This window comes from Nonomuraea sp. MG754425 (assembly GCF_021699195.1).
Taxonomy (GTDB): Bacteria; Actinomycetota; Actinomycetes; order Streptosporangiales; family Streptosporangiaceae; genus Nonomuraea.
Genome location: NZ_SSXE01000030.1, coordinates 40,646 through 59,935 on the forward strand (window position 1 = coordinate 40,646; position 19,290 = coordinate 59,935).

Here is a 19,290-nt window from a genome sequence, read left to right on the forward strand (position 1 = left end):
GTACAAAAGTCGACGGGGGCGGAAATAGTGCGCTTCTGGAAGACCATCCTCGGTCTGGCCCGGAAGAAGGTCGTGGGGCCGCCGGTGGTTCTCGCGGCCGTCGGGCTCGCCCTGGCGGCGTACTTCCTGATGCCGGGCCGTTACGTCTCGACCGCCTCCATGGTGCTCACCGTGCCCGCCACCGGCGGCACGCTGGAGACCCAGCCGGCCGGCAAGCCCGGCCTGACCAACCCGCTGCTGCAGTTCAACGACGCGTTGCGGACCACCGCCGGCATCCTGATCCTGGCCACCAACACGGCCGACGTCTACAAGGAGGTCGGCGCGCCGGAGAGCGGGCCCACCTCCGTGACCATCAACGACGGCCGGACCAACGCCGACCTGCTGGGCATCAGCACCAACGGCCCCTTCATCTACATCGAGGTGGAGAGCGACGACCCTGCCACGGTGCGGGAGGTCATGCGCAAGGCGCAGCAGCGGGTGCGGCTGGAGCTGGCCAGGCGGCAGACGGCGCTGGACGCCCCGATCAGCACGCACATCGGGATCATGGACGTGATGCCGCCGTCCGGCCCGAGGGCCGCGCTCGGCGACCGCCTGACGCTCGCGGCCTTCGGCGGCGTGTTCGGCGTGGTCGCCGGGATCGGCGTGGCGTACGGCGTCCAGCGCGTGCGCTGGTCACGGGCCCAGGCCGAGACCGTGCCCGAAGCTGGGCCCCAAGCTGGGCCCCAAGCCGGGCCCCAAGCCGGGCCCCAAGCCGGGCCCCAAGCCGGGCCCCAAGCTGGGCCGGAACAAGGGCTGGAGCGGGAGCCCGAGGTGTGGGCCGAGGTCGTCGCCGAGCAGCCCGGCGCGCGGGGCGGGGCTGGGGAGCCGCCGCCCGCGGCGCTCAACGGCTCCCGGCCGTACCCGACCGTCCCGGGCTTCCCCATGACGGTGGACGAACTGGCCGTGGAGCAGACGGGACCCATCCAGGTGGTCAAGCCCGACGACGAGCCGAAGACCGAGGACGGCGACGGTCAGCTCGACTCGACCACCTGAGCGCACCTCCTGATGGCGGCCTGCCTGACCTCCATCGGGGTGTGCGACTTGGCCGAGATCATCATCCCCACCGCGTCCTGCGGCAGCCGGTCGGCGAAGGCGACGGCGGTGGCCTCGTCCCAGGGCTCGTGGTTGTAGCTCAGGTGGCAGATCGTGGTGTTGATCGGCGGGTCCGCCTTCAGCACCTCGTCCACGAAGACGCCGTACAGGATGAACTCCGAGACGTGCAGCCGCGCGTTGAACTCGTCGAGCCAGTCCCGGCCGGTCACCTGGCTGATCCGCCGTTGCATCGCGCGCACGATCTCCGGGTCCCAGAACGTCAGCGCCGTCACGTAGTCGGGCAGCGGTGGCAACGGGGCCGGTGGCAGGCCGAGCAGTTCGCGGGCCACCTGGTGCCAGATGACGTGCCGCGTCATCCCGGCCGTCACGCCGTTCTCCAGGCGGTACAGGCACAGCCGCCCGTCGCTGGTGAAGGACTCGGCGCTGGTCGGACGGACCAGCACGGCGTCGGAGTCCACGATGAGCAGGGCGTCGGCGTCGATCAGCCCCACCGAGGCGATCTTGACCGTCTGCTGCATCACCCAGCCGCGCAGCGGCGGCCAGGGCCGGCGGTAGTTGACGTACAGGTCGGCCCCCGGCAGCCGCAGGTACCGGCGGGGCAGCAGCTCGGAACGGATCCACACGTGGCAGCGGGGCCCCTCGAACCGGGCGAACGCCGCGCGGTCGCCCGGCGGCACGAACACGTGGTGGATGGTGTCCTCTGAGGTGTACTCGAGCACGGAACGGTGCAGGTCGGCGAACAGCTCGGCGTCTTGGGCGTAGGACGGGGTGATGACCGCCAGCTTGCTCACGAATGACTCCCATCGGGTCCGGTGATCTGGGAGCATCGCGCGATCGCCGCGGACCTGGCCGCCATGGGCGTCTCCGACTTGGCCGAGATCATCATTCCGACCGCGTCGGAGGGCAGCAGGTCGGCGAAGGCGATGGCTCCGGCAGGGTCCAGAGGGGTGCGATCCCACCGGTTGTGACAGATAGAGGTGTTGATCGCGGGCGCGGGCCCGAGCACCTCGTCCACGAACACGCCGTAGACGATGAACTCCGAGACCTGCAGATACGAGATGAAGGCCGAGAGCCAGTCGCGGCCCGTGACCTCGATGATCCGCCGCTGCATCGCCCGGACGACGGCCGGGTCCCAGCACGCCAGCGAGCTGACGTAGTCCGGCAGCGGCAGCGGAGCCGGCCCCAGCAGCCCCAGCAACTCGCGGGCCACCCGGTGCCAGGTGACGTGGTCCGTCATGGCCTCGTGCACGCCGTCGGCCATCCGGAACATGCACACCTGGCCGTCCTGGATGAACTGGTCCGGCGTGACCTCGCGGACCAGGACGACGTCGGAGTCGGCGACCAGCACCACCTTCGCGTCGAGCCGGGCCGTCACCGCGACCTTCACCGCCTGCTGCGCCACCCAGCCGCGCAGCGGCGGCCACGGGCGCACGGGATCGATCCACACGCCGGCGAACGGCGCCCGCACGATGCGCCGGGGCAGGATCTCGGCGTAGGTCCAGATCCGGCAGCGGGGGCCCGCGTACCCGGCGAACAGGCGGCGGTCGGAGCCGGGCACGACCACGTGGTGCACGGTGTCGTCCGAGGTGTGGTCGAGGACGGAACGGTGCAGGTGGGCGAAGAGCTCGGCGTCGGGCGCGTACGTGGGCGTGACGACGGCCAATGCGCTCATGAAAAGTGATCTCCGTCCCCGCGCCGGGTGATGGACGCCCCTCGTACTCCATATCGGACGGCAATAGGGGGTGTTACACGGTTTTGTGTAACGCTCCACCCCGTTCCCGGCGACATGTATGAGGCAGGACTCGCGAGGGAGGGCGCGTGGATTTCTGGGCGACGATCCTCGTCCTGTTACGGCGGTGGTACGTCGCCCTGCCCGCCTTCCTCGCGGCCGTCGCCACGGCCTTCTACTCCTACTCCACGATCCCGGTCACCTACACCACGACCGCCGTCCTGCTGCTGACCGCGCCGCCCGGCGGCGGCACCCTGCCGCCCGACCCCGACCAGCCCGCCCCCAGGGTCAACCCGCTGCTGAACTTCGACCACGGGCTCGACGTGGCCGCCTCCATCCTGATCAGCGTCATGAGCACGCCGGACATGGTGGCCGAGATGGGCGTCACGAGCGAGGGCCCCACCTCGTACGCGGTGACGAACGGCACCAACAACCTGGAGTCGCTGGCCACGGGACCGCTGGTGTTCGTCGAGGGGGAGGGCCAGACGCCGGAGGAGGCGACCCGGATCGCGCGCAAGGCCATCGACCAGGTCAAGGAGGAGCTGGACGTGCGCCAGCGGCAGGTGCAGGCGCCCGAGGGGACGTACATCACGATCAGCGAGGCCGTGCCGCCGACCACGCCGGGCCCGCAGCAGGGCAGGAAGCTGCGCTCGGCCGCCGCGGCCCTCGGCCTGGGGGTGATCGCGTCCCTGTGCGCGTCGTTCGCCGCCGAGAGCCTCTCGGGGCCGCTGCGCGCCCGCCTGGCGGGACCGCTCGGGCGGGCCGGGAGGCGCCTGCGGCGACGGCCACCGGACGGAGCCGGGGCCGGGCGGCCGGAGCAAGACCCGGTCCCGGTCTCCTCCGGTTCTTCCGGCGCCTCCGGTTCTTCCGGCAGGACGGGTAGCTAGGCGGTGGCCGCCGACACGGCCCCGGGCCCGCCGCCGCCCGGACGCGCCGGCACGGTCGCGGGCATGTCGCCGCCCGGACGCGCCGACGGCGCCACGGTCGCCGCGGTGTTCGCCGCCGTGCTGCTGATCGTGCCCGCCCGGCTGGTGCTGAAGGGCCTGCCGCTCTCGCTCACCCCGGCCAACGTGGTGAGCCTGGGCGCGGCCGTCCTGTGGTTGTGCGCGCAGTTCACGCTCACGCTGGGGGCGGCCAAGGGGCGCAACCCCGTGCGTACGGCGCTGTTCGCGTACCTCACCTCGATGGTGGCCACCTACGGGTTCTCCACCTGGGGTTACCTGGACTCCGACGAGCTGAACCTGAGCGACCACGCGTTCGTCCTGGTGATCGCCCTGGTCGGCATCGCGCTGGCGGTCTGCGACGGCGTGCGTGACCGGCGGCGGCTGGACTTCCTGCTCCAGACGCTGGTCGTCGGCGGCGCGGTGATCTCCGTGATCGCGGCCGCGCAGTTCCTGCTGTCGTTCGACCTGACCCGGTTCCTGGAGCTGCCCATCCTGCGCTACAGCAGCGAGGGCGACTCGTTCGTGCTGGAACGGGCCGACCTGCGCCGGGTGGCCGCGACCACCGGGCACCCGATCGAGTTCGGCGTCACCTGCGCCGTCCTGCTGCCGCTGGCCGCGCACTACGCCACCCAGGCCCGCATGCGCGGCGAGCCGGCGCTGCGCTGGTGGGTGTGCACCGCGCTGATCGGGTGCGGCCTGATGTTCTCCGTGTCACGCTCGGCCATGCTGAGCCTGGCCGCGGTGGGTGCGGTGCTGTTCGCGGGCTGGTCGTGGCGGCGGCGCGGGTACACGCTGCTGGTCGCCGCCGGATTCCTCGTCGTGATCAGGATCACCGTGCCGGGCCTGCTCGGGGCCATCACCGGGCTGTTCTCCAACCTCGGTCACGACGAGAGCATCCAGTACCGGACGCACGACTACGCCGTCGCGGCCCAGCAGATCGGCCGGCACTTCTGGCTCGGCCGCGGCCTGGGCACCTGGTACGCCCCCAAACACCAGATCTTCGACAACCAGTACATCCTGTCCATGGTCGAGACCGGTCTGTTCGGCACCGTCACCTTCGCCGCGATCTTCGCGACGGCCTGCTACGCCGCGCTGCGCGCCCGGCACCTCAGCGCCGACCCCGGCGACCGCGACCTCGGCCTGACCCTGGCCGCCGTGCTGATCGTGCCGCTCGTCGGGTCGTTCACCTTCGACCTGCTGTCCTTCCACACCGCGACCGGCCTGGCGTTCGTGCTGGTCGGCTCGGCGGGCGCGCTGCTGCGCGCCGCCCGCGCGGAGCGGGCGGCGGCCGGTCAGCCCTCTCCCGCGCAGGCCAGCGGGCCGACGATCGAGGTGACCCGATAGTTCGCGTCGATGGTGACCAGCTCGTTGCCGGCCCACTCCGTCCTGCGGCACTCGGAGTCGACCGGCCCGTACACCCACGACCTGTCGACCAGCTTGTTGCCGCGTACGACCTGCCTGCCGCGCGCGTTGCGCACCTGGATGCTGTACGTCCCGCCCATGACGAGGTTGTCGGTGACCACGACGTCCTCCGACTTCTCGTCCACCAGGAAGATCGGCGCGGTGATGTCCTTCGCCTCCCGCTGGTCCACGGTGTTGTGGTGGAACAGCAGGCCCTTGCCGCCGTTGTAGGCCTGGATGCCGTCGGAGTGGTCGCCCGGCCGCGAGCAGAGCTTGACGTAAGAGTCGCGGATCTCCACGTCGTCGCCCGAGACGCGGAAGCCGTCGCTGTGCCCCTGCACCAGCACCCTGGTCGCCCGGTACTTGTCCTGGCCGATCCCGGGCAGCGGCTCGCACTTGGCCGTGGTGCCCACCGTGGAGTCGGTGATCGTGAACCGGAACGACTGCGGGCCGTCGGCGTTGATCACGTCGCCGTCGATCACGCTGTTCCTGACCGTCACGTCGTCGGCGTGGATGAGCAGGTGGCCGGGGATGTGCACGCCGTCCAGCACGGCCCCGGCGGTGCGCACGCGGAAGGCGACGTTCTCCGTGTCGAGCTGGACCGGCTTCAACGGGAGCCCGCGCGGCGCGCCCGTGCAGGCGGGCGTCGGATGGTCGGGACAGGACGAGCCGTCGGGCCGGACGATGGCGGGCGGCGGGGACGTCGTCCGGGTGGGCGGCGGCGGGCCGGGCGGCGGCGCGGCCTGGCAGGCCACCGGCGCCATCGCGGCCAGGAGGAGCAGGAGAACACGTCCGCGCATCGCCGCCACCTCTCAGGCGCTTTCTCGGACGCCGAGCCGGGGCAGCAGTTCGGCCCAGGACCCCGCGTCGAGATCGCGCCGGCTCACCTCCGTCGCCGCGAGCGGCCAGGCGATCCGCAGGTCCGGGTCGTCGTGGCGGACCGCGAGGTCCTCGCCCGGATCGTGCTCCCTGTCGATGCGGTAACACGTGTCGGCCGTCTCGGTCAGCGCCTGGAAGCCGTGCAGCAGGCCGGGAGGCACGTAGAGGGTGACGAAGTCCTCGTCGTCGAGGCGCACCGCCATGCTGCGGCCGAACGTGGGCGAGTGCGGCCTGGCGTCCACCAGCACGTCGTGGACGGCCCCGCGGGCGCAGCGCACCAGCTTGGCCTCGCCCTGGCCGGAGCGCCCGTGCAGGCCCCGGATCACGCCGCGGCGCGACCTGGACTGGCTGTCCTGGATGAACGCGAAGGGGTCCAGGCCCGCGCCGGCGGCCACGGCCGCGTCGAAGGTCCTGGTGAACAGGCCGCGGCCGTCGCGGTGCGGCGCCGGAGTGAACAGCAGCACCCCTTCGAGCTCGCCCTGCTCCACTTTCATGTGTCGTCCTTCCTGGAGGCGGACTGATGAAGCCCGTGGTCAGCGTCGTGATCCCGGCCCACAACGAGGAGGCCGTCGTCTCGGCCGGGCTGGACCTGCTGCTCGACGGCGTCGCGCCGGGCGAGTTCGACGTCGTGGTGGTGGCCAACGGCTGCACCGACGGCACCGCGCGGGCCGCCGCCCGGCCGGGCGTGCGGGTGCTGGAGACGCCGGTCCCGGGCAAGGCCGGCGCGCTGCGCCTGGGCGACGCCGCCTGCCGCGTCTTCCCGCGCGTCTATCTCGACGCCGACGTGCGCCTCGACGCCGGGTCGGTACGCGCGCTGGCCGCGGCGGCGGGCCGGCCGGGCGTGCTGGCCTGCGCGCCCGAACCCGAGTGGGACCTGCGCGGCACCGGCCCCGTGGTGCGGCGGGTGCACCGGGTGCACGACCGGCTCATCGCGCCCGCGCGGGCGCTGGCCGGAGTCGGCGTGTACGTGCTCAACGAGCGGGGGCACGAGCGGGCCTTCCCCCTGCCCGAGGTGATCTCCGACGACGGCTGGGTGGACGGCTGCTTCACCGGCGACGAGCGCGTCGTGGTGCGCGCGGCCCGATCCGTGGTGTGCCCGCCCCGTACGGTCCGCGCCCACCTGCGCAGGCGGGTCCGGGTCCGTCAGGGCAACCGGCAACTGGCCGCCCTCGGCAGGCGGGGCCGCACGTTGCGGCTCGGCGCGCTCGGCCGGCTGCTGGCCGCCCGCGAGGTCGGCCCGCTCGACGCCGCCTGCTACCTGGCCGTGCTGGCGGTGGACCGGCTGCTGGCCAGGCTCCGCCGCGGCGCGACCGGCTGGGGCGCCGACGCCGGCAGCCGTCATCGCGACCCCACGGCGGCCTCGTAGGCCGCCAGCAGCGCCGTCTTCGAGTGCTCCCAGGACAGCGGGCCCGCCACGCGCGCCCGCCCGATCTCGCCCATCCGCCGCCGCTCGTCCGGGTCGTCCATGAGCCGTGCGATCAGCTTGGCGAACTCCGACTCGTCGTCGGCGGGCGCGTACAGCGCCGCCTCGCCCGCCGAGACGCGGGCCTCGCGTAACTCGAAGGAGACGATGGGCCGGGACATGGCCATGTACTCCATGATCTTGTTCATGGTCGAGACGTCGTTGAGCGGGTTGAGCGGGTCGGGCGACAGGCACACGTCGGCCGTCGAGAGGTAGCGCAGCAGGTCCTCGTCGGGGATGCGGCCGGTGAACTCGACGCGGTCGCCGAGGCCCAGCTCGCGGGAGAGCGCCACCATCGCGTCGAAGGTGTCGCCGCCGCCGACGAACACCGCGTGCCAGTCCGTCCTGCCGTGCTCGTCGCGGAGCCTGGCCAGGCTGCGCAGGGCGTAGTCCACGCCGTCCTGGGGGCCCATCACGCCCAGGTAGCACAGCAGGTGCGGCTTGCCGCGCCGCGCCGACTCGTCCGGCGGCACCTGGTGGAAGCGCTCGACCGCGGGCGCGCTGCGCACCACGAACACCTCCTCGGGCCGTTTGCCGCCCCTGGTCAGCGCGATCCGCCGGTAGCTCTCGTTGGTCGCGATGACGACGTGCGCCGCCCGGTACGTCAGCCGCTCCGCCAGCAGCACGGCCCGGTACAGCAGGTCCCGGCCGCGCCCGAACCGCGACAGGTACAGCTCGGGCACCAGGTCGTGCTGGTCGAAGACGAACCGGGTGCCCCGCCTGCGCATGGCCAGCGCGACCAGGAAGAACAGGTCGGGCGGGTTGCAGCCGTGCACGACGTCGAACCGGCCGAAGCGCCGCGTCAGCCTCCGGGCCAGCCGGAAGGTGTGCCACAGGGCGGAGGCGTACTCCTGGACGAACCCGACGGGGCCGCCGGTGGCGGCGCGCAGCGGGTAGCGGTGGATGTGGACGCCGTCGATGACGGCCTCCGCCTCGGTGTCCTGCTTCGTGCCCTGCGGGCAGATGACGTGCACCTCCCAGCCCGCCTGGCGCAGGGCGGTGCTCTCCTGCCAGACCCGGCGGTCGAGCGGTACGGAAAGGTTCTCGACGAGGATGAGCGCTCTACCACCCAATGCCTGTGTAGTCCCTTCTGCCCCGTTGGGCGTCCGCGTCGGGGACACGGACGAGATCGACGATCGTGCGGTCGCCGGCGCGGGCCAGCGCCTTGAGCACCGGCGCGTCCAGGCACCCGATCACGCACACCTCGGCGTGGTCGAGCACGTCGTCGGCCGAGTCGCCGAGCAGGTCGCCGAGATGCGGCAGACGCTCGGCGATGTAGGCCCGGTTGGCCCCGACCAGCCGCGACAGGGACACGTTCGCGTCGTAGATGCGCAGGTCGTAGCCCTTGCCGAGGAGCCGCTCGGCCAGCTCGACGAGCGGGCTCTCGCGCAGGTCGTCGGTGCCGGGCTTGAACGACAGGCCGAAGATCCCGATCTTGCGCTTGCCGGGCGCGGCGACGAGATCGAAGGCGCGCCGCAGGTGGGCCTCGTTGGCCGGCAGCACGTGCGACAGCAGCGGGATCGACACGTCGGCCTTCCTGGCGGCGTAGACCAGGCCGCGCAGGTCCTTGGGCAGGCAGGAGCCGCCGAAGGCGAAGCCGGGGCGCAGGTAGGCGGGGCTGATGTTGAGCTTGCGGTCGGCCAGGAACACGTCCATGACGCGGTGCGAGTCGAGCCCCATGGCCTGGCAGACGGCGCCGATCTCGTTGGCGAAGCCGATCTTGACGGCGTGGAACGCGTTGTCCGCGTACTTCGTCATCTCGGCGACGGGGATCGGGACCCGGAAGACCTCGCCGGGCAGGCCGTCGTACAGGGCGGCCACCACGTCGCCCGAGGTTGAGTCCGACTCGCCGATCACGGTCTTGGGCGGCGCGAAGAAGTCGCGCACGCTGGTGCCCTCGCGCAGGAACTCCGGGTTGACCGCCACCCCGAAGTCCACCCCCACCCGCAGCCCGGACGACAGCTCCAGGATCGGCATCAGCAGGTCGGCGCAGGTGCCGGGCAACATGGTGCTGCGGAAGACCACGACGTGCCCCGGCCGCAGCGCCCGGCCGATCTGCTCGGCCACCCGCTCCAGGTACGTCGTGGCCAGGCTGCCGTTGGCCGCCGACGGGGTGCCCACGCAGACCAGCGACACCTCGCTGGCCGCGACCGCCCCGGCGGCGTCGGTGGTGGCGCGTAACAGGCCGTCGGCGACGGTCTGGGCGATCAGCTCGCCGATGCGCTCCTCGACGATCGTCGCCTGCCCGTCGTTGATCAGGTCGACCTTGTCGGGGTTCACGTCCACGCCGGTCACCTGATGCCCCATGGATGCCAGGCAGGCGGCCGAGACGCACCCCACGTAGCCGAGCCCGAAGACACTGATCCGCATAGCCGCCCTCCGCGTTGGACCGTCTACCGTGGACCGTCTTGTGGAGGGCAGCGCGTGATTTCCCCCGCCTCCACGGATATGTCGGGCATGCGTATTGGAACGTTACCGATTTCTTCTGGAACGTATGCCCCGCACCGCTGACCTGGCCCGGGTCACCGCCGACGCCGCCGCCAGCCGCAGCGGATTGCGGGTCACCAGGCCCTGGCAGACCACGCTCTCGCCGGTCTTGGCCCGCCGCTTGTACTCGTCCTCGCCACGGCCCAGATCGATCCGGGTGACGCCGAGCGCCGGGGCCGCGCAGACCAGCTCGCGCAGCAGGATCCAGCCCGGCGACAGCCGCGCGTACGCCGGGTCGTAGACCGGGAACCACCAGTGCAGCACCCCGCCGGACCGGAGCCCGAAGTGCGCCGCGAGCAGGTGCGGCCCGGCCCGCAACGTGGACAGCACACCGCCGAAGGCCGGGTCGCGGGTCTTCAGCAGGCTCTCCAGCAGCCGGATCCGGTCGGGCTCGGCGAAGTAGTCCTTCGCGCCCGTCGCGGCGTACTGGGCCCGTTTCAGCTCGATCACCCGCGCCAGCGCCCCGGCGTCGGCCGAGTCGGCCTCGAAGCGCAGCGTGCCGTGCTCCCGCTCGGCCTTGGCGGCCCGCCGCCTGGCCTGCCCCATGTTGTCCTTGCCGCTCTTCGACGCCCGGCCCAGATAGCCCGCCAGCCCGCCGGCGACGTCCAGGAAGGGCGACGGCCGGCGCGAGACCACCCACCGGTCGAACCCGGGGGCCTGCTCGACGAGATGGTCGAACGCGTAGCCGCCCGCGCCGCCGCCCAGCAGCTCCAGCGGCCGGAACGCGGCCCCGGCGGCCAGGATCGGCCCCTGGAAGTCCGCCCCGGGCCAGCCGACCGGCCGCAGCAGCCGCCCGTCGCGGTGGTGCGGCACGAACACGCCCTCGCCTGCCGCCACGCGCACCTCCCGGCCGCTGGCGTGCACCGCCGCCGAGAAACCGGGATGGAAGTACGGGCTGTCCAGCGCCGGGTTGCCGGCCCGTACCGCCTCCCAGGCGTCCAGGTCGGCCGCCGTCAGCTCGCCGAACCCCCTGACCCGCAGCCCGCCGCTCATTGGGGCAGCGCCGTCGTACGCAGGGAGGGCCGCACCAACGCCGCCACGCTGGCCCGCGACGTCCGCCGCCCGGCCAGCGCCCGCACGGCCTCACCGGCCAGCACGGCCAGGTAGTACGCCGTCCCGGCGACCGGCCCGTGCCGCCGCCGGTACAGGCGGACCTTGTTCACGACCAGCATGGAGGCCAGCATCGGGTTCACCCCGGAGTCGCCGCCGATGTGCTCGATCACCGACGCGGGCTCGTACCAGGTGGCCCAGCCCAGGTCCGCGGCCCGCAGGCAGTAGTCCGTCTCCTCGCTGTAGAGCAGGAACGACTCGTCCCACGGCCCGACCTCGCGGATCAGCCGCGGCGAGAGCAGCATGGCCGCCCCCGTCGCCCAGGCGAACGCGCCCGGCCTGGCGTAGTCGCGCGGGTCGGTCACCAGTTCGCCGAGCGTGCCGAGGCGCCCGGCCAGGCCGCCGCCGATCACCGCCTCGACCACCGCCCGGCCCACGGTCGGCGTCCGGCGCAGCGACGGCTGCAACGTTCCGTCGGGATTGACCATGTACGGCACCACGATGCCCCGGCCCGGCTCCCGCAACGCGTCCAGCAGCGGCGCGACGGCGCCCCCGTGCAGGCGGCAGTCGGGGTTGAGCACGTAGACGCCGTCGAGGCGGTCGAGGTCGAGGGCGGCGATCCCGGCGTTGATCGCCGCCGCGTACCCGGCGTTCCTGCCCACCTGGACCACGGTGACCGGCAGGCCGGCCCGCGCGGCGACGGCGGTGGAGGCGTCCTTGGAGGCGTTGTCGGCCACCACGACCTCGGCCAGCTCCACGCCCTCCGCGCCCGCGCGCAGCGAGCCGAGGCAACCCTCCAGCACGTCCGCGCTGTTGTAGGTGACGATGACGACCGCGACCCGGCGCATCAACGCACCCGCTTGTACAGCCGCATGCCCAGCTTGCCCGCCCGGCGGCCGAGCGGGGGCCCGCTCAGCACCCGGCCGATCCAGGAGGCGTCGAGGTCGTGCCGGAGGCTGTTGCGCGCCTGGAGCCAGGAGCCCGGCCTGGCCCGGCCGCCGTCGCTGGTGTAGGCCCGGGTCACCCCGGCCCCGCGTAACCGGCGCAGCACCCGCCGGTCGTACGAGCCGAACGGGATCGCCACCCGCGACACCGGCCCGCCGGTCAGCTCGCCGAGCACCTCATGGGCCCGCGACAACTCCTCGGCCGCCTGATCGGCCGTGACCGTGCGCCAGTCGCGGTGCGCCCAGCCGTGCGAGCCGACCCGCATGCCCCTGCCGACCAGCTCCCGGACCCCGTCGGCGGTCAGCCGGCCCGGCTCGCCGAGCAGCCCCGCCAGCACGAAGAACTCCGCCGTCAGCCCGCGCTCCAGCAGTCGGGGGAGGGCGATCTCCACGTCGGAGGCGTTGCCGTCGTCGAACGTGATGCGCACGTCCGGCCGGCCGGCCACCGCGTCCACCACCCGCTCGAACTGCTCGACCGACACCCACGTCGTGTCCTCGCCCCGATCCAGCTCCCGGGTCGTCTCGCCGATGCCGTGCACGGTCAGGTTCGTCACCGCACGCATCCCGCCCCCTGATCAGAGTGCCGCCAGGAGTGATATCGCCACCCGGGATGGACCGTTACAGATGTTTTGCATGCCATTCGACAGTGTTGGTGAGGCCCGTTGTCAGAGAGGTGGCCGGCCGCCAGCCCAGCACCCGCGCGGCCGGCTCGATGTCCGAACGCTGCGTGCGGTCCAGCGGCCGGGCCGCCACGGCGCCGTAGACCGGCCGGGCCGGGCCGCCGACGATGCCGGCGATCAGCTCCGCCGTGTCGCGGATGGAGACGGGCTCGGGCGCGCCGATGTCGAGCACGTGCCCGGCCGCGTCGCCGCCCGCCCCCGCCCGGACGAACGCGTCCACGACGTCCTCGACGTACACCCAGGTCACCAGCCTGGTGCCGGAGGTCAGCTCGGGGGACTCGCCGCGCAGCAGCGACGACGTCACGTACGGGACGAGCCTGCGCGGGTTCGGCTCGCCGGGACCGTAGACCATGGCCACACGCAGTACCGACACCGGGACCTGCCACAGAGCGTGGAACATGCGGGCGTAACCGGTCGCCGCCGCCTTGGCCGCCGCGTACGGCGAGCCCGGGGCCCGGCCGTCGCCCGGCTCCTCCACCGAGCCCGCCAGCACCACGCTGCGGACCCCGGTGCCGGTCACCGCCGTGAGGAGGTTCACCGCGGCCCCCAGGTTGGCGGCCAGGGTCGGGGCCACCACGGCCGGCTCGCGCACCCCCGTGACCTCGCTGGCCAGGTGGAAGACCACCTCGGGCCGGACCCGCCCGACCAGGTCGGCGGTGGCGGCGGCGTCGGTCAGGTCCGCCTGGTGCCACCGCTCGCGCCCCGGCCGGCCCCGCCGGCTGACCGCGTGCACCTCCGCCCCCAGCTCATCCAGCCTCCGGACGAGGTGCGCCCCGATGAAACCGGTCGCGCCCGTCACCAGGGCCCGCGTCCCCTGCCACATACGCCCTCTTTCAGTCGTGTTGCTCGGGTGCCGGTATGGGATCGCCCGTGTCGTGCCAGACGTTTCCGTCCGCGGCCCGGAGCTCGGACCGCGTGCTCAGCAGGATCGGGCACTCGTGCGCCGAATTACGGCCGAACCGGTTGCCGGTGACGCGCTGGCCGGTCAGCGGGCGGCCCAGCGGCGTGTGGTCGATGTTGACGACGCAGGCCCCGCCGTCGAGGTAGTTGTCCTCCACGCGCAACTCGTCGGCCGACGACTGCACGGCCGCGTTCGGGTCCTCGGTGGTGGACAGGTCGATCGTGTTGTGCCGCAGCGTGACGCCCGTCTGGCCGGCGAACGCCTGCACGCCGTCGTTGTGCGTGGGCCCGCCGCCCTGGTCGGGGTCCGCGGCGAACCAGCTCAGGTCATGGATGTAGGAGTCCTGGACGAGAGTGCCGGTGTGGGCCTTGATCCCGTCCACCGTGCCGCGGAACTCCGAGCGGTGGATCTCCGTGCGGGCGGCCCAGATGCCGTCGATCGAGGGGGAGGGGCGGGTGGGGTGGAACTCCGAGTCCTCGATCACGGTGCCGCGGGCGTGCTCGGTGTCGAGCAGCGGGCGTACGTCCTGGGTGGGGCCGCCGCGGAAGACGCACTTACGGAACGTGACGTCGCTCGCGGTCACCACGACGAAGCCGTAGAAGACCTTGCCCTCGACGACCTCGCCGTCCTCGGCGAAGGTCTGGTCGCCGACGACGTCCGTGAGCGGCGTGCCGGGCGGCACGCCGGTGTCATCCGCGCCGGGAAAGCCCCGCGGCCCGCGCGTGCCCGGCGGGTCCGTCGGCTGGTCTTGCGGCGCGGACGCTTGCGCGGGAGGGGCGGGGACCTGCCCGTCCGGGGCGTCCAGCACCCGCGCGGCCGTCACGACCAGTGCCAGGGCGACGACGACGGCTAGGACATACCACCACGTCTTCGCCACCCCGGCATAGTCGCGAAAAATCAGCCGATGCGCCAGGTGTCGCCACCCAGCAGCAGCTCACTCAGGTCGCCGGGGCCCTTCTGCGCCACGGCCTCGTCGAGCTGCTCGGCCATCAGCACGTCGTACGCCGGCCGGTCCACCTGGCGGAAGATGCCGATCGGCACGTGCTCGAAGGCCGGTTCGTCGAGCCTGCTCAGCGCGAAGGCCACCGACGGGTCGGGGCTGTGCGCGTCGTGCACGAGGATCTGCTCCTCGCTCACGCTGTCGCGGGCCACCACCTCCACGCCGCCGTTGGCGGCGCGCACGACGGCCTTGGAGGCGCTCACGATCGGCTGACCGTGCTCCAGCCGCAGCGTGATGTCGTCGCGGACGGCCGGGTCCTTGAGCTGCTCGAAGGCGTTGTCGTTGAAGATGTTGCAGTTCTGGTAGATCTCCACCAGCGACGTGCCGCGGTGCGCGGTCGCCTCGCGCAGCACCGACTGCAGGTGCTTGCGGTCGGAGTCGATGGTCCTGGCCACGAACGACGCCTCGGCGCCGATGGCCAGCGAGATCGGGTTGAACGGCTTGTCCAGCGAGCCCATCGGCGTCGACTTGGTGATCTTGCCGACCTCGGACGTGGGCGAGTACTGGCCCTTCGTCAGACCGTAGATCCTGTTGTTGAACAGCAGGACGTTCAGGTTGACGTTGCGGCGCAGCGCGTGGATCAGGTGGTTGCCGCCGATCGACAGCGCGTCGCCGTCACCCGTGATCACCCACACGCTCAGGTCGGGCCTGCTGGCCGCCAGCCCGGTGGCGATCGCCGGCGCCCGGCCGTGGATGGAGTGGAAACCGTAGGTGTTCAGGTAGTACGGGAACCGCGAGGAGCAGCCGATGCCCGAGACGAACACGATGTTCTCGCGCTTGAGCCCCAGCTCGGGCAGGAAGCTCTGCACCGCGGCCAGGATCGCGTAGTCACCGCACCCCGGGCACCAGCGCACCTCCTGGTCGGACTTGAAGTCCTTCAGGCCCTGCTTCACGTCGGTCTTGGGAATGAGCGACAGGCCCTTCCCGTTCACGAGCTCAGTCACTCTCGATCACGTCCTGGATGACTCCGGCCAGCTCCTCGGCCTTGAACGGGAGCCCGCGCACACGGTTGTAGCTGATGATGTCCACGAGGAACCTGGCGCGCAGCAGCAGGGCGAGCTGGCCGAGGTTGATCTCGGGCAGCAGCACCTTGTCGTAGCGCTTGAGCACCTCTCCGGTGTTGGCGGGCAGCGGGTTGAGGTGGCGCAGGTGGGCCTGGGCGACCTTGCCGCCGTTGCGCCTGATGCGCCGCACGGCCGCGGCGATCGGCCCGTACGTCGAACCCCAGCCGAGCACGAGCACCTTCGCGTCGCCGTCGGCGTCGTCGACCTCGAGGTCGGGCACGTCGATGCCGGCGATCTTGGCGGCCCGCGTGCGGACCATCAGGTCGTGGTTGTCCGGGTCGTAGGAGATGTTGCCGGTGCCGTCGGCCTTCTCGATGCCGCCGATGCGGTGTTCGAGCCCGGCGGTGCCGGGGATGGCCCACGGGCGGGCGAGCGTCTCGGTGTCACGCTTGAAGGGCAGGAACTCGCCCTCGGCCCCGTTCGGCTCGGTCGTGAACGGCTGCGAGATGTCCGGCAGATCGGACACCTCCGGCAGGCGCCACGGCTCGGAGCCGTTGGCCAGGTAGCCGTCCGACAGCAGCATGACCGGCGTACGGTACTTCACCGCGATCCTGGCCGCCTCCACGGCCGCGTCGAAGCAGTCGCTCGGCGACATCGGCGCCACGATCGGCACCGGCGACTCGCCGTTGCGCCCGAACATGGCCATCAGCAGGTCGGTCTGCTCGGTCTTGGTCGGCATGCCCGTGCTCGGGCCGGCCCGCTGCACGTCCACGACGATCAGCGGCAGCTCGGTGGTGACCGCCAGGCCGACCGTCTCGGCCTTCAGCGCCACACCGGGACCGCTCGTCGTCGTCACGCCGAGCGCGCCGCCGAAGGCGGCCCCGAGCGCCGCCCCGACACCCGCGATCTCGTCCTCGGCCTGGAACGTGCGAATCCCGAACCGCTTGTGCTTCGACAACTCGTGCAGGATGTCGCTGGCCGGGGTGATCGGGTACGACCCCAGGAACAGCGGCAGCTTCGACTGCACGGCCGCGGCGATCAGACCGTAGGCCAGCGCCTGGTTGCCGGAGATGTTGCGGTAGACGCCCGGCGCGAGCTGCGCGGGCTTGACCTCGTAGGAGACCGAGAACGACTCGGTCGTCTCGCCGTAGTTCCAGCCCGCCTGGAAGGCCGCGATGTTGGCCTTGGCGATGTCGGGCTTCTTGGCGAACTTCTGCTCGAGGAAGCTGATCGTGGCCTCGGTCGGCCGGTGGTAGAGCCAGGACAGCAGGCCGAGGGCGAACATGTTCTTCGAGCGCTCGGCGTCTTTCTTGGACAGCTCGAAGCCTTCGAGCGCCTTGACGGTCAGCGAGGTCAGCGGCACCGCGTGCACGCGCCACTCGCCCAGCGAGTCGTCCTCCAGCGGGTTGGCGGCGTAGCCGACCTTCTGCAGGTTGCGCTTGGTGAACTCGTCGGTGTTGGCGATGATGTCCGCGCCCCTGGGCAGGTCGCCCAGGTTGGCCTTGAGCGCGGCGGGATTCATGGCCACCAGCACGTTCGGCGCGTCACCCGGCGTGAGGATGTCGTGGTCGGCGAAGTGGAGCTGGAAGCTCGACACGCCCGGCAGGGTGCCTGCGGGCGCGCGGATCTCCGCCGGGAAGTTGGGGAGCGTCGACAGGTCGTTGCCGAACTCCGCGGTGCCGGCGGTGAACCGGTCGCCGGTGAGCTGCATGCCGTCGCCGGAGTCGCCGGCGAACCTGATGATCACGCGGTCGAGTTGCTGGACCTGCTTCGTCACAGCTCAGTCCTCCTCGACGCGCCAATGCGCGGTTGCTTCGGGCGCGTTCTCTGTTTCCATGCTAGATCCTCAGAAGGTCACGCGTTTGCATGCCGCACAGGCGGGTAAACGCGGTCGGAGTCAGTCAGGGTGAGGTGGGAGAACGACGACACAGTCCGGACGCGAGCCTGCAGAGGTCTACATGCAGGCGGGCGAACAGGACGGTTCGGGTCACGAGCGCCAACTATACGTCCCCCCAACACATGCGCTACGTCAGGGGCTGCTTACCCGGCAGCTCGTTCCCCGACCGGTACAGGCGTCCGGCCTGCATCCCCGCAGAGCCGTACAACTCAGGAACGGTGACGAAGGTGTAACCCTTCCCACGCAACCTGGTGAGGATGTCCGGAACCGCATCCACGGTTTCCCGATGAATGTCGTGCATGAGAATGATCGCACCCGGCTGTGCGCCTTGCACGGCCCGGTCCGCGATGTCTTCCGCTTTGCCTCCGTGCTCGTCCTCCGTGTCGACGTCCCAGTTGACCAGGGCCAGCCCCATCTCACGAGAGACGTTGCGCACCTGCTGGCTGACGGCCCCGTACGGGGGCCGGACCAGCGTCGGCGACTGCCCGATGACCGCGGACACGGCGTCCCCGGTCTTCCCGAGCGAATCGGCGATCTTGCTGCTGGCCTGCTTGGACAGGTCCCTGTGTGCCCATGAATGATTCCCTACGAGGTGCCCCTCCATGCTCATCCTGCGCAGCAACGCCGGCTGCGCGGTCACGTTGCTGCCCACGGCGAAGAACGTCGCCCGCGCCTGCCCGTCCTTCAACAGGTCGAGCAGCCTGCCGGTGTACGGTCCCGGCCCGTCGTCGAAGGTCAGCGCCACGCACTTGGCCGTCGCGCAGTCCACGCTCCCGGCCTGGTTGCTGACGGCGTCCGGGCTGTTGGCCGGGGTGAAGTGCGGGGTGTCGCCGGCGGGCCGCGCCTCCCGCGCGCTGGTCTGCGCCTGGCGGCCCAGCGCCGACAGCAGCGGGGTGACCTGCCCGGCGGGCACCGCCACGGCCAGCCGGCCGAGCGAGCACGCCCCGATCTGGCAGTCGTCGAACTCGACCACCAGGTCCCCGTCGCGGTTGAACGCCATCGAGTCGAACGCGTCGCCCCCGGCCCTCACGTCGTCGCTCCTGACCTCGTTCCCGCGCTCCTTGAGCTGCTCCCTGACCAGGGCCGCGAGCCGTTCGAGCGCCGCCTTGCCCGACAGCAGCCCGGTGGAGCCGGCGGCTTTGCCGGTCCGCGGGTCGAACCAGGACGTACGGGTGGAGTTACCCCAGCTCCCGCCCTGGAACTCGCCGGTACGCAACCGGACGGCCACGGCCTCGGGGGAGGCGGCGGCGAGCTGCCAGTCCACGTTCAGCTCGGGTCGGGGACTCATGGGCTCGACATTGCGGGTACGGGCTCGAAAGTCGCGCAACTGCCGCTCGGCCTGGGCGCGCAGTTCGTCGTTCAGTGCGGTGGCGCCGGCGAACTCGGGGTAGTTGATGTGCGCGTACCCGCCGCGGAGGGAGTGGCCTTCGGTCAGGGTCTGCATGGACAGGCCGACGACCGTCGCCGGATCGACGAAGTCGATCAGCGTCGGCTCTGCCGGCACCATGACGCCCCTCTCGGGGGAGGCGGTGGCCAGACCGCATCCGGAGGCCGAGAGGGCCAGCAGAGCGATTCCGGCCAAGAATCGCGACTTGTGCATAAAAGTCAGAGTATGGCTCTGATCTTACGATTTACCCCGATTTTGTGTGAAAGCGCCGGACACTTTGACCACGGCGGGTAACCCGCGGCTCGCAGCCGCCGTCGCGCATGTTCGGGTTACCATCGCGTCATGGACGGTTATTTCGAGTCCTACGCGCTCGTCGCCGCGCTGATCGCCCTCGGCGTCGCCATCGTGGCCGGCGCCCTGCTCGCCAACCGCC

General features: G+C 71.8%; 19 protein-coding genes. 4 read left to right on the forward strand and 15 right to left on the reverse strand.

Annotated elements, in window-relative coordinates:
- Window positions 1-27: 27 nt before the first annotated feature.
- Window positions 28-1,032 carry a hypothetical protein gene (locus tag FAF44_RS13450; RefSeq protein ID WP_237103449.1) on the forward strand — a complete coding sequence of 335 codons (1,005 nt, stop codon included), beginning with the start codon at window positions 28-30 and terminating at the stop codon, window positions 1,030-1,032.
- Here FAF44_RS13450 and FAF44_RS13455 read toward each other — a convergent pair.
- The gene (locus tag FAF44_RS13455) at window positions 1,011-1,883 is read right to left on the reverse strand and encodes a DUF6492 family protein (protein WP_237103450.1); all 873 of its coding nucleotides are present in this window, start codon (window positions 1,881-1,883) and stop codon (window positions 1,011-1,013) included. The genes FAF44_RS13450 and FAF44_RS13455 overlap by 22 nt on opposite strands.
- Window positions 1,880-2,764, reverse strand: a complete 885-nt coding sequence (locus tag FAF44_RS13460; RefSeq protein WP_237103451.1) for a DUF6492 family protein — start codon at window positions 2,762-2,764, stop codon at window positions 1,880-1,882. Before FAF44_RS13460 ends, FAF44_RS13455 begins: the two co-directional genes overlap by 4 nt.
- 146 nt (window positions 2,765-2,910) lie before the next feature.
- Here FAF44_RS13460 and FAF44_RS13465 point away from each other — a divergent pair, with 146 nt between their 5' ends.
- On the forward strand, window positions 2,911-3,708 hold the full coding sequence (locus tag FAF44_RS13465; RefSeq protein WP_237103452.1) for a hypothetical protein: 798 nt from the start codon (window positions 2,911-2,913) through the stop codon (window positions 3,706-3,708).
- Window positions 3,709-3,711: 3 nt separating this feature from the next.
- Window positions 3,712-5,109, forward strand: a complete 1,398-nt coding sequence (locus FAF44_RS13470) for an O-antigen ligase (protein ID WP_237103453.1) — start codon at window positions 3,712-3,714, stop codon at window positions 5,107-5,109.
- On the opposite strand, the gene FAF44_RS13475 is transcribed toward FAF44_RS13470, so the two are convergent.
- Entirely contained in the window at window positions 5,058-5,966 is a 909-nt protein-coding gene (locus FAF44_RS13475) for a hypothetical protein (protein ID WP_237103454.1), read from the reverse strand. The two genes, FAF44_RS13470 and FAF44_RS13475, sit on opposite strands and share 52 nt — an antisense overlap.
- Window positions 5,967-5,978: 12 nt before the next feature.
- The gene (locus tag FAF44_RS13480; RefSeq protein WP_237103455.1) at window positions 5,979-6,539 is read right to left on the reverse strand and encodes a dTDP-4-dehydrorhamnose 3,5-epimerase family protein; all 561 of its coding nucleotides are present in this window, start codon (window positions 6,537-6,539) and stop codon (window positions 5,979-5,981) included.
- A 26-nt stretch (window positions 6,540-6,565) separates the two neighbouring features.
- On the opposite strand from FAF44_RS13480, the gene FAF44_RS13485 reads away from it, so the two are divergent.
- The gene (locus FAF44_RS13485) at window positions 6,566-7,411 is read left to right on the forward strand and encodes a glycosyltransferase family 2 protein (RefSeq protein WP_237103456.1); all 846 of its coding nucleotides are present in this window, start codon (window positions 6,566-6,568) and stop codon (window positions 7,409-7,411) included.
- On the opposite strand, the gene FAF44_RS13490 is transcribed toward FAF44_RS13485, so the two are convergent.
- From FAF44_RS13490 to FAF44_RS13535, 11 genes are all read right to left on the reverse strand, one after another.
- Window positions 7,384-8,580 (reverse strand): glycosyltransferase family 4 protein, encoded by a 1,197-nt coding sequence (locus FAF44_RS13490; protein WP_237103457.1) that lies wholly within the window; start codon window positions 8,578-8,580, stop codon window positions 7,384-7,386. The genes FAF44_RS13485 and FAF44_RS13490 overlap by 28 nt on opposite strands.
- Window positions 8,570-9,877, reverse strand: coding sequence for a nucleotide sugar dehydrogenase (locus tag FAF44_RS13495; protein ID WP_237103458.1), 1,308 nt, complete (start codon window positions 9,875-9,877; stop codon window positions 8,570-8,572). The genes FAF44_RS13490 and FAF44_RS13495 overlap by 11 nt, the downstream gene beginning before the upstream one ends.
- Before the next feature lie 102 nt (window positions 9,878-9,979).
- Window positions 9,980-10,987: a GNAT family N-acetyltransferase gene (locus FAF44_RS13500; protein WP_237103459.1), complete on the reverse strand. Its 1,008-nt coding sequence runs from the start codon at window positions 10,985-10,987 to the stop codon at window positions 9,980-9,982.
- Window positions 10,984-11,892: a glycosyltransferase family 2 protein gene (locus FAF44_RS13505; protein ID WP_237103460.1), complete on the reverse strand. Its 909-nt coding sequence runs from the start codon at window positions 11,890-11,892 to the stop codon at window positions 10,984-10,986. Before FAF44_RS13505 ends, FAF44_RS13500 begins: the two co-directional genes overlap by 4 nt.
- Complete coding sequence (locus FAF44_RS13510) at window positions 11,892-12,551, reverse strand: polysaccharide deacetylase family protein (protein ID WP_237103461.1); 660 nt, start codon at window positions 12,549-12,551, stop codon at window positions 11,892-11,894. The genes FAF44_RS13505 and FAF44_RS13510 overlap by 1 nt, the downstream gene beginning before the upstream one ends.
- Window positions 12,552-12,606: 55 nt before the next feature.
- Window positions 12,607-13,491: an NAD(P)-dependent oxidoreductase gene (locus FAF44_RS13515; protein WP_237103462.1), complete on the reverse strand. Its 885-nt coding sequence runs from the start codon at window positions 13,489-13,491 to the stop codon at window positions 12,607-12,609.
- Window positions 13,492-13,501: 10 nt separating this feature from the next.
- On the reverse strand, window positions 13,502-14,446 hold the full coding sequence (locus FAF44_RS13520; protein ID WP_237103463.1) for a hypothetical protein: 945 nt from the start codon (window positions 14,444-14,446) through the stop codon (window positions 13,502-13,504).
- Window positions 14,447-14,466: 20 nt separating this feature from the next.
- Window positions 14,467-15,513, reverse strand: coding sequence for a 2-oxoacid:ferredoxin oxidoreductase subunit beta (locus FAF44_RS13525; protein WP_237103464.1), 1,047 nt, complete (start codon window positions 15,511-15,513; stop codon window positions 14,467-14,469).
- A complete protein-coding gene (locus FAF44_RS13530; RefSeq protein WP_237103465.1) occupies window positions 15,506-17,350 on the reverse strand; it encodes a 2-oxoacid:acceptor oxidoreductase subunit alpha in 1,845 nt (614 codons plus the stop codon). The genes FAF44_RS13525 and FAF44_RS13530 overlap by 8 nt, the downstream gene beginning before the upstream one ends.
- 124 nt (window positions 17,351-17,474) lie before the next feature.
- Complete coding sequence (locus tag FAF44_RS56360) at window positions 17,475-17,564, reverse strand: putative leader peptide (protein WP_311132193.1); 90 nt, start codon at window positions 17,562-17,564, stop codon at window positions 17,475-17,477.
- A 33-nt stretch (window positions 17,565-17,597) separates the two neighbouring features.
- Window positions 17,598-19,070, reverse strand: coding sequence for a polysaccharide deacetylase family protein (locus FAF44_RS13535; protein WP_237103466.1), 1,473 nt, complete (start codon window positions 19,068-19,070; stop codon window positions 17,598-17,600).
- Window positions 19,071-19,290 lie beyond the last annotated feature (220 nt).